The sequence below is a fragment of the Bradyrhizobium sp. T-1 genome (assembly GCF_053592855.1).
The window spans coordinates 8,087,228-8,101,653 of record NZ_CM132115.1; the positions used below are offsets into that span (position 1 = coordinate 8,087,228).

Here is a 14,426-nt window from a genome sequence, read left to right on the forward strand (position 1 = left end):
CAGCTACCCCGCCCCGATCTCCGCAACGATCCTGCCCGTCGTGACCTGCTCGCCTTCGGCCACGGCGATCGCCGCCACTACGCCGTCGATGCCGGCCTTGTGGACGTGTTCCATCTTCATCGCCTCCAGCGTCACCACCGGCTGACCGGCAGTGACGCGGTCGCCCGGCTTGACGAGGACGGCGACGACACGGCCGTTCATGGCGGCGCGGATCTTTCCATCTCCGCCATTGGCGGCGGCAGTCTTCGGCGCAGCGAGCGTGAGATCATTCACCGCAAGCGGAATGCCGCGATGCTGGACGTAGAGCCGGTCGCCGTCGCGCAGGAACTTTGCGCTGTCCATCACGCCATCGTGGCGGAAGCGGATCGCGTCGGGATCGAGCTGGTCAATCTCGAACCTGTCCAGCCGGCCGTCAGTGGCAACGGCATAGCCGCCATCGCGCTCGCGGGTGATGTCGAGCTCGTATGCGTGGCCAGCGATCTCGATTTTCGCCGGCAGAGGAAAGGTCGCCGACAGGCTTCGACCACTTCGCCACGACGGCGCGCGCGGATTGGTCACGTAGAGCAGCAGGCCCGCCAGCGCCCTATCGAATGCAGCGTCTGCCCGCGGCGCCAGCAGTTCGTCGCGATGCGTGCCGATGAAAGCTGTCGTCGCCTCGCCCGCGGCAAACCCGGGATGACGCAAGCAAGCCATCAGGAACGCCTGGTTGGTCGTCACGCCGAAAGCCGTGAGCTGCTCCAGTCCGACGATCAGCCGGCCCCTCGCCTCCTCGCGCGCGGCGCCATGGCCGATCACCTTGGCGATCATGGAATCGTAGAACGGCGGGATCTCCGCCCCCGACTGCAGCGCGTGCTCGACGCGGATGCCGTCAGGCACCTGCCAGCGCGCCATGCGCCCGGACTGCGGCATGAAGTCTTGCGCGGCATCTTCCGAGCACAGCCGCACCTCGATGGCATGACCGGAGAAGCGGATGTCCTGCTGCTTCACCGGCAATGGCTCGCCGCGCGCGACGCGCAGTTGCAGTTCGACCAGATCGAGCCCGGTGATCGCTTCGGTCACGGGATGCTCGACCTGAAGGCGCGTGTTCATCTCCATGAAGTAAAACTCGCCGTTGGCATCGAGCAGGAATTCCAGCGTGCCGGCGCCCTCATAGCGCAGCGCCTTCACGGCGGCGACCGCAACCTCGCCCATTCTTGCGCGCAGCTCCGACGTCACCGCCGGTGACGGCGCCTCCTCGATCAGTTTCTGGTGGCGCCGCTGCACCGAGCAGTCGCGCTCGCCGAGATGGATGGCGTTGCAGTGGCTGTCGCCGAACACCTGAATCTCGATGTGGCGCGGGTTCTGGATCGCGCGCTCGAGGATCACCGTGGGATCGCCGAAGGCAGCCTTGGCCTCCGACCGCGCGCTGCGCAGCGCATCCGGGAACGACGCAACATCACCGACGAGCCGCATGCCGCGGCCGCCGCCGCCCGCGACCGCCTTGATCATCACGGGGAAGCCGATCTTTTTGGCTTCCGCGACCATCACCTCGTCGCCCTGGTCGGCACCTTGATAGCCGGGCACGATAGGCACGCCGGCCTTCTTCATGATCTCCTTGGCGCCGGCCTTGTTGCCCATCGCCTCGATCGCCTGCGGCGACGGACCGATGAAGACGAGACCGGCATCCTTACACGCTTGCGCGAAGTCTTCGTTCTCGGCAAGGAAGCCATAGCCGGGGTGCACGGCATCCGCGCCGCTGGCCTTGGCCGCCGCGATGATCGCGGGGATGCTGAGATAGGATTGCGCCGGCAGGGCCTCGCCGATCCGCACAGCCTGATCGGCCTGCTTGACGTGAAGCGCATCACGATCCGCATCCGAATAGACCGCGACAACGCCGAGGCCGAGCCGCCGCGCGCTGCGCATCACACGCAGTGCGATCTCGCCGCGATTGGCGACCAAGACCCTGAAGAACGGCCGGTGCTGCCCTGATTCGTTCCTCATGGGCGCGCCACCGAGAACTGCATGCACTGCGGCGTGCGTGCATCGCCCTCGCGGCAGATCGCGAGCACCTCCGACAGCACGGCACGGGTGTCGCGCGGATCGATCACGCCGTCGTCGAGCACCCGTGCGCTGGTCGAGAACACGTCCATCTGGCCGTCGAACACGCCGATGATCTCAGCCTTCATGGCCTCCAGCCTGTCCTTCTCGATCGGCTTGCCGCGGCGCGCGGCGGCGGCTTCCGTCACGATCGCCATGGTCTCGGCGGCCTGCTCGCCGCCCATCACCGCGGTCTTGGCGTTGGGCCAGGAGAAGCAGAACCGCGGATGGAAGCCGCGGCCGCACATGCCGTAATTGCCGGCGCCGAACGAGGCACCGCAATAGATTGTAATCTGCGGCACCGTCGCTGACGTCACCGCCTGGATCATCTTGGAGCCGTGCTTGATCATGCCGGCTTCTTCATAGGCTCTGCCGACCATGTAGCCGGTGGTGTTGTTGAGATAGAGGATCGGCGTGCGGGTCTGGCAGCAGGCCTGGATGAAATGCGTCGCCTTGTTGGCGCCGGCGGGATCGAGCGGGCCGTTGTTGGTGATGATGCCGATCGCCTGGCCCTCGATGCGGGCATGGCCGCAGACGGTGGCCGGCCCGTAATTCGGCGCCATCTCGGTGAAATCGGAATCGTCGATGATGCGGGCGATCACCTGCTTCATATCGACCGGACGCTTGTGATCCATCGGCATGATGCCGAGCAACTCGTCCTGGTCATAGCGCGGCGGTCTGTACTGCAGAGCCGTTCGGCCCGGCCGCTCCCATTCCAGCGCCGCCATGATCTCGCGCGCGATGCGCAGCGCATCACGGTCGTCCTCGGCGAGATAGTCGCCGAGGCCGGAGATCTGCGTGTGCATCTCGGCGCCGCCGAGCTCTTCTTCCGTCGCGATCTCGCCGGTGGCGGCCTTCAGCAGTGGTGGCCCGGCCAGGAAGGCGCGCGTGCGGCCACGCACCATGACGATGTAGTCGGACAGGCCGGTCTGGTAGGCGCCGCCCGCCGTGGACGAGCCATGCGTGACGGTGACGACCGGCAGGCCTGCGGCCGAGAGCCGCGCGAGGTTGCGAAAGATGTTGCCGCCGCGGACAAAATCCTCGACGCGATAGCGCAAGAGATTAGCCCCCGCGCTTTCGACCAGCTGGACGTAAGGCAGCTTGTTCTCCAGCGCGAGCTCCTGCACGCGCAGCGTCTTGTCGAGGCCGAAGGGCTGGAGTGCGCCGGCATCGATGCCGGAATCGCTGGCGCTGACCATGCAACGGACGCCCGAGACGAAGCCGATGCCGGCGATGACACCGCCGCCGGGGACGCTCTTGTCGGCGTCCGGTATGTCGAACATGTAGCCGGCGAGCGTCGACAGCTCGATGAACGGCGCGCCGGGATCGAGCACCAGCGCGACGCGCTCGCGCGGCAGCAATTGACCGCGCTTGTGGAAGCGATCCTTTGCCGCCGCCGACGCCGCACGCGTGCGCTCTTCCAGCGCGCGCATGCGATCGATCAAGCCGAGCATGCCGTCGCGATTGGCACGATATGCGGCGCTGCCGGGGGAAATGGCGTTTTCGAGAATGGACATTAAATCTCCTGCTCGTCATTCCGGGGCGCGCGGAGCGCGAGCCCGGAATCCATACTCCCGATCGTGGCTATGGATTCCGGGCCTGGCCTTCGGCCATCCCGGAATGACGGAGTGTGGCTACCTGTTCGTCCCAAAGATCTTCCGCGCCTCGGCGGGGCTGGCGATCTCGCGACCGGCACGCCGGGCACAGACGGCGATGGCTTCGATCAGCTGTCCGTTCGAGGTCACCTTCCTGCCGTCGGCGAGATAGAACGCATCCTCGAGACCGGTTCGCAGGTGGCCGCCGAGTTCGGCGCAGCGCTGGTGCAGCGGCCAGATCTCTTCGCGGCCGATGGCGGTGACCTGAAACTGCGCTTCGGGCCGCTTCAGCTTGATCAGGATCGGCAGTAGCTCCGGATCCGAAGGCATTCCCGAAGCAACGCCCATCACGAAGTTATATTCCAGTGGCCCCTTGTACATGCCGACCTGGTGGTACATGCCGACGCAGCGGACGATGCCGACGTCAAAGCATTCGAACTCGGGGATGGTGCCGACTGAATTCATGACGTCGAGATAGTCTTTCACCTTCTCGACCGCGTTGTCGAACATCATCGGCGGCCAAGCCCAGGTGTTGTCGGCCTTCACCTTCAGATAATTCAGCGAGCCGGCGTTGCAGGCGGCGATCTCCGGCCTGGTCTCGCGGATGCAATCGAGCGCGCCGGAGTAGTTCGACCCCGACACGCCCGAGGTGTGGTTGATGATGACGCCGGGGCAGGCTTCGCGGATCGCCTGCTGGATCTCTTTGCTCACGCTGACGTCCCAGGACGGCAGATGCCCCTTATCCGGCGCCTGCTGGCGCAGATGGATGTGCATGATCGACGCGCCCGCATCGAACGCAGCCTTGGCCTCGCGCGCCATCTGCTCGGGCGTCACGGGCACGTTGTGCTGCTTGGGGTCGGTGAGCACGCCGTTCAGCGCGCAGGTGATGACGGCCTTGTCGCTCATGCCAAAAATATCTCGCACGTTGAGAATTCAACGCTTGCGATCATGTGATGCGGGACAAGCGGCTTCTTGCGCGGAGAAGCTAGCTAAAGACGAGCTCTCGTCGGGTGGGCAAAGGCGCTCTTTCGCCGTGCCCGCCACTTTTCTCCATCGCAACGAATGGCGGGCACGCTTCGCTTTGCCCACCCTACGAGAGCGCCGTTAGCTCGCCTCCGCGAGCCGCACCGTCTCGGTGCTGCGATAGATCGCGAGATCACGCGAGCCGACGAAGATGGCGCGCGGCTTCAATCCGTAGAACCGGCGGATCGAGTGGCTGAAATGGGTGCTGTCGGGATAGCCGATATCCTGTGCGAGATGGGCGAGGTTGAGGTCCTGGTTGGCGAAGTGCAGCAGATGCCGCGCGCGCTTCCAGGCCCGGAAGGAGCGGAACGAGATGCCGGTCTCTTCCTTGAACAGATGCAGGAAGCGCGAAGCGGAGAGCCCCGCTTCGGCAGCGCATGTGTCAGCCGTCACCGGCTCGCCGGAAAAGCGCTCGATGCGCGCAACCGCGCGCGTGACGCGCGGGTCGAGCACGCGGCGCGGCAGCGCCTCGCCAAAGCACATCTCGTCGAATTCGGCAGTGGTGATGTCGCCATAGCGGCGCTGGCGCAGCAGCGCGTAGGCGGCGAGGATCTTGCGGGCGTAGACGGCCCTGTCGACTCCGGTCAGCCGCTCGGCTAGGGCCTCGATCACGCCGTCAGGCATGCTTTCCGGTTCGAGGGTCACGCTGATTGCAGTGCGATAGTCGCTGGCAATGGAATGCCGCTGATTCGGCAGGGTGACGAACAATTCGGCGGTGGCAAGAACGTCGTCGATGGACAGATGCAGACTGCCTTTCACAGCAACATAGACGTGGCAGCAACCTGGGGTCCGCTTGCGGGGCCGTCCGAGCAAGCCGGCATAAAAGACCCGCTCCGGCGTGATCAACATCAGATGGTCGGATTCGCGACCCTGGTCTTCCATTGGGATCCTCCTCGCGCGGCTCTTTGGCCGCTGCGGACGGAGGTCACCTTAGCGGAAATTTGGGCACTGTCACGACGGGATAGCGCTGTCACGACGCGCAAAAGATTACCATTCCGGGACGAGCATCCGTCTTCCCGGAACCGCGATGAGACCCGTAGTCCCGCCCTGCGGAATGCTCACGCCCTCACACGCGGCGCAACATTCTGTTCAGTGCCGGCCTTCTGCTCCGCAGCAACCGCGCGCTTGAAACCATCGCGTTGCTGCAAACGCGCCCAATAGGCCGCGACATTCGGCCCGAAATCCTTGGCGAGACCGATATTGTCGGCGAGACGTAGCGCATAACCGATGACAATGTCAGCGGCGGTGAAGCGGCCGGCGCACAAGGTTTCGGCTTTAGCGGTCGCGGCCTCGACGGCGCGCAGCCGGCCCAGGAACCATTTCGCATAGTCGGTGGCGACTTGCGGATTGCGGCGTTCCTCCGGCTCAAGCTGGGTGTAGCGGAGCACCAGCGTTTGCGGGAAGGTTAACGTGGCGTCGCTGAAATACATCCAGTTCAGGAACACGCCATAGGCGGGATCCTCGGGGCCGACCATCAGCGGCGTCGGGCCGTGCTTGACGCCGAGATAATGGCAGATGCCGGAGGACTCCGTCATCTTGGTCTCGCCGTCGACCATGAAGGGAATCGTGCCGAGCGGATTGAGTGCGAGATATTCCTTGGCGAACACCCGCGGCGGGAACGGCAGCATCCTCAGCTCATACGGCAGCCCCATCTCCTCCAGCATCCAGAGCGGGCGGAACGAGCGCGCGGCGTCGCAGTGATAGAGCGTGATCATCAGGACTTCCCCCTAGAGCATGATCCGGAAAAGTGTGAAGCGGTTTTCCGACAAGATCATGCTCAAACTTTACGACTCCCGGGCAGCGTACCCATCATCTTGCACAGGACCATCAGCATGACCTCGTCGGCGCCGCCGCCAATCGAGGTCAGGCGGCTGTCGCGATAGGCGCGGCTGACCGGCGTCTCGTTGGTAAAGCCCATTCCGCCCCAATATTGCAAGCAGGCATCGGTGAGCTCGCGGCCGAGCCGGCCGGCCTTGAGCTTGGCCATGGTCGCAAGCCGCGTCACGTCCTCGCCCGCGACCAGCTGCTCCGCGGCGCGATAGATCAGCGCGCGCAGCAACTCGACCTCGGTCTGCATCTCCGCGAGCTTGAAGTGCACGACCTGGTTGTCGAGGATGCTCTGGCCGAAAGCCTTGCGGTTACGGGTGTATTCGATGGTCTGATCGATGATGTACTCGTGCGCCTTCAGGCAAGCGGCCGCGCCCCAGAGCCGCTCCTCCTGGAACTGGATCATCTGGTATGTAAAGCCCTGACCTTCCTCGCCAATCCGGTTGCGCTTGGGGACGCGGACATTGTCGAAGAAGATCTGCGCGGTATCCGATGAGCGCATGCCCATCTTGTCGAGCTTGCGGGCGACGGTGACACCCTTGCTCTTCATGGGCACACAGATCAGTGACTTGTTGCGATGGACCGGACCATCGCCGGTATTGGCGAGCAGGCAGATCCAGTCGGCCTGGGTGCCGTTGGTGATCCACATCTTGCCGCCGGTGATGAGGTAGTCGTCGCCATCGGCGCGGGCGCTGGTCTTGATCGAGGCGACATCGGAGCCTGCGCCGGGCTCGGAGACACCGATGCAGGCCACAAAGTCGCCCGCAATCGAAGGAGCCAGAAACTCGCGCCGCACCTCGTCGGAGCCGAACCGCGCCAGCGCTGGCGTCGCCATGTCGGTCTGCACCCCGATCGCCATCGGCACGCCGCCGCAGGTGATCGCGCCGAGCTCCTCCGCCATCATCAGCGCATAGGAATAATCGAGGCCGGAGCCGCCGAACTCGACCGGCTTACTCAGGCCGAGGAAGCCGAGGCTGCCCATCTTCTTGAACAGCTCATGTGCCGGGAAGATGTCGGCCTTCTCCCATTCATCGACATGCGGATTGATCTCGCCCGCGATGAATTTCTGTAGCGAACGACGGATGTCGTCGTGATCGGCGGTGAATAGCATTTTGTCCTCTTCGTCATTCCGGGGCGCGCGAAGCGCGAACCCGGAATCCAGAGATGAGTTCTACGATATCGAGATTCCGGGTTCGACGCTTCGCGCCGCCCCGGAATGACGCTGAGATCACAACCCCATCTGCCTCGATGCCAGATCCTTCATGATCTCCTCGGTGCCGCCGCCGATGGCGTTGACCTTGACCTCGCGGTAAATGCGCTCGGCCTTGATGCCGCGCATGAAGCCGGCGCCGCCAAAGATCTGCACAGCTTCCGAGGCGCAGAACGCCATGGTCTGCGTCGCCTGGTTCTTCATCATGCAGATTTCCGCGACCGGGCTTTCGCACTGCTCCAGACGCCAGGCCAGCATCTCCAGCATCGCTTGCGAGGCTGCGACCTTCTGCGCCATGTCGACGATCTTGTGGCGGATGACCTGGTGCTGGGCGAGCGGCTTGCCGAACGTCTTGCGCTCCTTGGCGTAAGCGACGGCCTCGTCGAGACAGACGCGGGCAAAGGCGGTGCAGCCGGCGGCCATGCCCATGCGCTCGCTGTTGAAGTTCTGCATGATGATCTTGAAACCCTGGCCCTCCTCGCCGATCAGGTTTTCGGCCGGCACGCGGCAATCATCGAAATGCAGCGTCGCGGTGTCGGAGGCCCACCAGCCCATCTTCTTCAGCTTGGTGCGCGACAGGCCGGGCGTATCGCCCTCGATCAGGAGCAGGCTGACGCCGCCAGCGCCCTCACCGCCCGTACGCACCGCAACGGTCAGATAATCGGCGCGCACGCCCGAGGTGATGAAGGTCTTTTCGCCACTCACGACGTAGTGATCACCGTCGCGCCGCGCCCGGGTGCGCAAGCTCGCGACATCGGACCCACCACCCGGCTCGGTGATCGCGAGCGCGGAGATCCTGTCGCCAGAGAGCACCTGCGGCAGCACGCGCGCCTTGACTTCCGGGCGCGCCGCGCGCGCGATCGGCGGCGAGCCGATGGTGTGGCTCATCAGGCTGGCGCTGACACCGCCAGCCCCGGCGCGCGCCAATTCCTGGCTCGCGACGATCTTCATGAACTGGTCGGCGGCGATCCCGCCATATTCCTCGGGGAATCCCAGCCCCAACAGCCCGATCTCCGCCGCCTTGCGATAGAGTCCGCGCGGAAATTCGCCGGCCTCATCCCAATCATGGGCGAACGGCGCGATCTCCTTGTCGACGAAGCGGCGCATCACGTCGCGGAACGCGTCGTGCTCGGCGGTATAGAACGGGCTCTTCATTGCGATTTCGCTTTCGACGACTCCTGCCGTTCCACCATGGCTGGAACATCAGCGGCTCACTTGCGCGGAGTGGCTGGCTGGGGGAGGCGCACCTTGCCGGCCGTGACCTAGCAACTCAACGCAAGACGATTTTCACCCCGCGCGGGCCAACTCCAAATCAAAAAAGACTGCTGCACAAACTCCGGCTGGCCTCCCAGGGCCATGCCGGGCATGGTGCACAGCAATAAAGTTCAGGCGGCACAAGACCGCCGAGGGAGGGACTGTTGGCCGTTCGTTACTACGACTGGATCGTCCATCATGCGCGCCGCTCGCCTGGCAAGGTCGCGGCCATCGACCTCGCGAGCGAGCGCCGGTTCACCTATGCGCAGCTCAACTCCCGCATCTCGCGCCTCGCCTCGTTCCTCCACAACACGCTAAACGTTTCGCGCGGTGATCGCGTCGCGGTGCTGGCGCTGAACACGACCGATACGCTGGAGGTGCAGTTCGCCTGCGGACGGCTGGGCGCTGTCTTCGTGCCGCTGAACACCCGTCTCACCGTACCGGAGCTTCAATTCATCACCGCCGACTGCGCGCCGAAGGTGATGATCCACGACGCCGATCTCGCCGACACCGCACTCGCGGTCGCAAGACTCTGCGATGTCGCGACCAGCCTGCTGCTCGGCCCCGGCGGCGCCTACGAGGCCGGCATCGCGTCCGCCAAGCCGCTCGTTTACGCCGAGGAGGTCACGCTCGATGACGTCTCGACCATCATGTACACATCGGGCACGACGGGTCATCCCAAAGGTGCGACCATCACCCATGGCATGACCTTCTGGAATTGCGTCAATCTCGGCGGCCCCGCCTGCATCGGACCGTCCTCGGTGCTGCTGACCGTGCTGCCGCTATTCCATACCGGCGGCCTCAACTGCTACACCAACCCCGTGCTGCATGCCGGCGGCACCGTGATGATCATGCGCGCGTTCGATCCCGGCACCGCGCTTGGCCTGATCAACGATCCCGCGCAGGGAATCAACGCGTTCTTCGGCGTGCCCGCGATCTACCAATTCATGGCGCAGCATCCGGCCTTCTCGACGACTGATCTGACCCGGCTGATCGTCTGCGGCGTGGGCGGCGCGCCGATGCCGGTGCCGCTGCTGAAGATTTGGGAGGCGCGCGGCGTCGCACTTCAGCAGGGTTATGGCATGACCGAGACCTCGCCCGCCGTGCTGGTGCTCGACCGCGAGGATGCGGCGCGGAAAGCAGGCTCCGCGGGCAAGCCGGTGCTGCACACGGAGGTGCGCATCGTGCGGCCCGACGGCAGCGATGCCGATACCGGCGAGCTCGGTGAGCTCTGGGTCAAGGGTCCGAACATCACGCCCGGCTATTGGAACAGGCCTGAGGCGAACAAGTCCTCCTTCACCGACGGCTGGCTGCACACGGGCGACGCCACCCGCGTGGACGAGGAGGGCTTCTACTACATCGTCGACCGCTGGAAGGACATGTACATCTCCGGCGGCGAGAACGTCTATCCGGCCGAGGTCGAGAACGTCCTGCACCAGCTCACCGCAATCGCGGAAGCCGCGGTCATCGGCATTCCCGATGCGCAATGGGGCGAAGTCGGCCTCGCCATCGTCGCAGTCAAACAAGGCCAGCGGCTGACCGAAGCGGATGTTTTCGCGCACTGCGCGGCGAACCTGGCGCGCTTCAAATGTCCGCGTCAGGTCCGCTTCGTCGATGCGCTGCCACGCAACGCCACCGGCAAGATCCACAAGCCGACCCTGCGCCAGGAATTTTCGGTGGCTTCCGAGGTCGACAAGAAAGTCGCCAACGCCTGATCAAAGCGCCCCTCGCGGGCGCTTTCTTGTTTTGAAGTGCCTGCTCCATCCCACAAGAAACCCAAGGAATTTCCATGAAGAACAAGAAACTCTCCCTGCTCGCCGCGGCGGCGGCCCTGACATTGCTTTCCTCCCAGGGCGCCGACGCGCAGAAGGCGTACGACACCGGCGTCACCGACACCGAGATCAAGATCGGCAATGTCGAGGCCTATTCCGGCCCGGCGTCCGCCTACGGCATCATCGGCAAGACCGAGGAAGCCTATTTCAAGATGATCAACGAGCAAGGCGGCATCAACGGCCGCAAGATCAATTTCATCTCCTACGACGACGGCTACTCGCCGCCGAAGACGGTGGAGCAGATCCGCAAGCTGATCGAGAGCGACGAAGTTTTCCTGGTGTTCAACGCGCTGGGCACGCCGACCCAGACCGCGGTGCAGAAATATCACAATTCCAAGAAGGTGCCGCAGCTCTTCCTCGCCACCGGCGCCAGCAAGTGGAACGACCCGAAGAATTTTCCATGGACCATGGGCTTCCAGCCCAGTTACCGGGTCGAGGCGCGGATTTTCGCAAAATACATCCTGAAGGAAAAGCCGGACGCGAAGGTTGCGATCTTCTATGCCAATGACGATTTCGGCAAAGACTATCTGGCCGGCATCAAGGACGTGTTCGGCGACAAGGCCTCGAAGCTGATCGTGGCCGAGGAAAGCTACGAGACCTCGGAGCCGTCGATCGACGCCCATATCGTCAAGCTCAAGGACACCGGCGCCGATGTCTTCGTGAATATTTCGACGCCGAAGTTCGCGGCGCAGGCGATCAAGAAGATCGCGGAGCTCGGCTGGAAGCCGATGCATCTGATGACCGACGTGTCGGTGTCGATCGGCGCGGTGATGAAGCCGGCCGGCCTCGAGGCCTCCGAAGGCGTGCTCTCGGCGGGATACCTCAAGGATGCGTCGGATCCGCAATGGAAGGACGACGCGGGCATGAAGAAGTTCATGGCCTTCATCGAGAAGTATATGCCCGGCGCGAACATTTCAGACGCCAACCTGGTCTACGGCTATGCCGCAGCCCAGACCATGGTGCAGGTGCTGAAGCAGTCAGGCGACAATCTCACCCGCGAGAACGTGATGAAGCAGGCCGCCAGCCTGAAGGACTTCGCCCCCGACACGCTGATCCCGGGGATCACGATCAACACCTCGGCGACCGACTTCGCACCGATCGAGCAGCTCAAGATGTGGCGATTCAAGAGCGGTCAGTGGGAGCTGTTCGGCCCCATCATCAGCGCCGAGCCGAGCGGCTAGCTCAGGCCGAAAAATTGCTGGTACGCGCGAGATGGCGGCCGAAAGGCCGCTATTCTTTGTGACCACGGTCACGTGAGCTCCGGAGCCACTTCAATGCCAACGACGGAGAGGCCAAGACGACGCACATCGCCGACGCCTATCAGCACGGGGCAGGCCCATGCCAGGATGGCGATGCCCGACCGCGGCAGATCGAGGCTCAGCGTGTAGCGGTCACGACCGATCTCGATCGCCGCGGGATCGACACGCGCGCCGTCGAGATAGAATTGCGCACCGATTTTGGCGAGCGGTGCGCGCAGGGCGGGGCTTCGGATGCAGACCATGTTGCGCCCGGCTACGCCCCTGATGCGGACGGCCGCCTCCGGCTCGCTCCAGCGAAACGTGTGGCCGGCCGCGACCTCCAGGCCGTGAAATCCGATCCGCGCGAGCACGTGATCGCCGAGCAGTCTCTGCGCAGGTCCGGCACGGCCGCGAACATCATGGATACAGACAAGCCGCTGAAGCCGGATCAGTGATGCGATGTAGCGCTTCAACCAATGCGCGACGGCGCTGCTCGACCCGACCAAAAGCAGTGCCGTCAGCATCGATCGTGCATGTGCGACGGCGAGCAGCGCCGCGAGGCGGAGATGGAGATCACCAAGCAGCGCCGGCTCGATCCAGCGCCACACAGCCCGCAGCTTCTCGCCGGGCCGCCTCCAGCCTCCGTCGCACAGCAACGCTTTCAGCGCGTGGAGGGCCAGCGGACGATCGAAATCGTCCATCTCACTCCATTCGCGGGGAATCTCGAGCAGTTCACTGCCGGGATCGCGCCTGTCGTCGCTGAGATAGCGGATCTCGCCCTGCACGAAATCGAGGGTGAACGTCTTCAGCTCACCGACCCGGCCGACGTAATAGTGATGGAAGCGCGCCTCTTCGAGATAGCCGATGGCGTAACCTCGCGCAGAATATCCGGCGGCGAGCACCCATTCGGCGAAATGGCCGAGCTCTTGGCGCAGACCCCCGCATTCCCAGTAGACGTCGCGCCGCGTCACGAAGCACTGGTCGAGCACTTTGCGCCAGGGGTGCTGCTTCATGCCGAACTCGATGTCGGCCTGATACATCGCGGCTTCCGCCTCCGACAGGCGGTTGTGGCAGATCGGAACCGAGCGGCAGGAAAACCCGGCCCAATCGGGATGATCATCAATCGCGCGGATGCAGAGCGCGATCACGTCGGGCTCGGGCCAGCAATGTGCCTCCGTGAAGAACAGATAGCGGCCGCTAGCCCTGGCCGCACCGACTGCGCAAAGCCCGATATCGTGAACGCAATCGGCGAATTCGAGGCGCGCAGCGTCGCCGGCGAGCGCCTTAAGCTCAGCACGTGCGGTAAAATCCGGCGGTACGACCAGGATGATTTCGTAGAGAGACCGATCGGCCGTCTGCGACGTCCAGCCGAGCCAGGACTGCTCCCACTGCCCGCGGTGGTGTTCGAGCGGGATGATGACGGAGAACAGCGGCCGGTCGGGACTCAAGCCGGATTTCATGCCGGATTCCCCTCCTCAACAAAATCGCGCGGGACGCCAGTCCGGCGCAGGTTCAGGCGGGCAGAAACACCGCAAACGACTCCTCGACAGTACGCCGAAGGTGATCGCGATACAGCTTGTAGTTCGCGTGGTCGGGAGCGATCCTTCCCACAACGGGATCGGTGATCGTCCGCGCCGGCACATAGGCTATCGGTGCCGCGACCGGCGTCAATTGCGAGCCGGCGCCAGCGCGCAGCGTCGAGATGATGCCATACATCGCGCCAGACACGGTCGGCCGCGATACGGTGATCACGCGATGCTGACCATGCTTGTTGATGACAAGATAGATGAACCCCGACTGATGCGGCACGGCAACTTCGCCGGTGTGCTCATAGGCCGCATCGGTCCGCTCGCCCTCGCGGAAGACCAGCGAGGAGACCTTTGGCTCCCAGATGATCTCGGTTCGATAGGCGAAGATCGCGTCCTTGTCGCCGAAGGACGGCCGCAGCGTGATGTAGACATCCTCGAGCCAAGTCACCGCGCGATGCGAATAGGAGCCGAGGCTGTCGGGCGCGACGTCGCTACCGGCCGCCGGCGCCGGCGCAACCGGGTTCTTGCGCAGGGATACGCCGAGCGCCTGCTCCAGCCGGACCGTGGTTGCCAGCGTGAACGGGCGGCGACCGCCAAGCGCCTTCTCCAGCGTCGACAGGCTGAGCTTGGCCTGCTCGGCCAGCGCCTGCCGCGAGATCCGGCGCCTGGCAATTTCCTCGCGGATCGTCTCCGCAACCTCGCGGCTCTGCTCGTCCGAAAGCTGCCGGTCCGAGAGCTTGTCTTGCGTCTGCATCGTTAACCCTGCTCCACGGCCGCCAGTCTAGCAGGGCGGACAAGTCAGCACAAAACCGGACATCGCCGCCAAGGCGGCGGCCTGCCCG

Annotated in this window: 11 protein-coding genes; 2 read left to right on the forward strand and 9 right to left on the reverse strand. The window is 64.4% G+C overall.

Going from position 1 to position 14,426, the window contains the following annotated elements; translation table 11 throughout:
• Nucleotides 1–3 precede the first annotated feature (3 nt).
• The 7 genes from ACWAT4_RS38635 to ACWAT4_RS38665 form a co-directional block, all read right to left on the reverse strand.
• Nucleotides 4–1,980, reverse strand: a complete 1,977-nt coding sequence (locus tag ACWAT4_RS38635; RefSeq protein ID WP_449729501.1) for an acetyl/propionyl/methylcrotonyl-CoA carboxylase subunit alpha — start codon at nt 1,978–1,980, stop codon at nt 4–6.
• Nucleotides 1,977–3,593: an acyl-CoA carboxylase subunit beta gene (locus ACWAT4_RS38640; protein WP_449729502.1), complete on the reverse strand. Its 1,617-nt coding sequence runs from the start codon at nt 3,591–3,593 to the stop codon at nt 1,977–1,979. The genes ACWAT4_RS38635 and ACWAT4_RS38640 overlap by 4 nt, the downstream gene beginning before the upstream one ends.
• A 117-nt stretch (nt 3,594–3,710) precedes the next feature.
• Nucleotides 3,711–4,577, reverse strand: coding sequence for a beta-keto acid cleavage family enzyme (locus ACWAT4_RS38645; RefSeq protein WP_449729503.1), 867 nt, complete (start codon nt 4,575–4,577; stop codon nt 3,711–3,713).
• A gap of 198 nt (nt 4,578–4,775) precedes the next feature.
• Nucleotides 4,776–5,576 carry a helix-turn-helix domain-containing protein gene (locus ACWAT4_RS38650; RefSeq protein WP_212424359.1) on the reverse strand — a complete coding sequence of 267 codons (801 nt, stop codon included), beginning with the start codon at nt 5,574–5,576 and terminating at the stop codon, nt 4,776–4,778.
• A 176-nt stretch (nt 5,577–5,752) separates the two neighbouring features.
• On the reverse strand, nt 5,753–6,409 hold the full coding sequence (locus ACWAT4_RS38655; protein WP_212303329.1) for a glutathione S-transferase family protein: 657 nt from the start codon (nt 6,407–6,409) through the stop codon (nt 5,753–5,755).
• A 62-nt stretch (nt 6,410–6,471) separates the two neighbouring features.
• Nucleotides 6,472–7,632: an acyl-CoA dehydrogenase family protein gene (locus ACWAT4_RS38660; protein ID WP_212424358.1), complete on the reverse strand. Its 1,161-nt coding sequence runs from the start codon at nt 7,630–7,632 to the stop codon at nt 6,472–6,474.
• A 117-nt stretch (nt 7,633–7,749) separates the two neighbouring features.
• Nucleotides 7,750–8,886 (reverse strand): acyl-CoA dehydrogenase family protein, encoded by a 1,137-nt coding sequence (locus ACWAT4_RS38665; protein ID WP_449729504.1) that lies wholly within the window; start codon nt 8,884–8,886, stop codon nt 7,750–7,752.
• Nucleotides 8,887–9,149: 263 nt separating this feature from the next.
• Here ACWAT4_RS38665 and ACWAT4_RS38670 point away from each other — a divergent pair, with 263 nt between their 5' ends.
• Nucleotides 9,150–10,700 carry an acyl-CoA synthetase gene (locus ACWAT4_RS38670; protein WP_212424356.1) on the forward strand — a complete coding sequence of 517 codons (1,551 nt, stop codon included), beginning with the start codon at nt 9,150–9,152 and terminating at the stop codon, nt 10,698–10,700.
• A gap of 74 nt (nt 10,701–10,774) precedes the next feature.
• Nucleotides 10,775–11,998 carry an ABC transporter substrate-binding protein gene (locus tag ACWAT4_RS38675; RefSeq protein WP_212424355.1) on the forward strand — a complete coding sequence of 408 codons (1,224 nt, stop codon included), beginning with the start codon at nt 10,775–10,777 and terminating at the stop codon, nt 11,996–11,998.
• Between the two features lie 68 nt (nt 11,999–12,066).
• Here ACWAT4_RS38675 and ACWAT4_RS38680 read toward each other — a convergent pair whose 3' ends face one another.
• On the reverse strand, nt 12,067–13,515 hold the full coding sequence (locus ACWAT4_RS38680) for a glycosyltransferase family 2 protein (RefSeq protein ID WP_212424354.1): 1,449 nt from the start codon (nt 13,513–13,515) through the stop codon (nt 12,067–12,069).
• A gap of 52 nt (nt 13,516–13,567) precedes the next feature.
• Nucleotides 13,568–14,338 (reverse strand): helix-turn-helix domain-containing protein, encoded by a 771-nt coding sequence (locus ACWAT4_RS38685; RefSeq protein WP_212424353.1) that lies wholly within the window; start codon nt 14,336–14,338, stop codon nt 13,568–13,570.
• Nucleotides 14,339–14,426 lie beyond the last annotated feature (88 nt).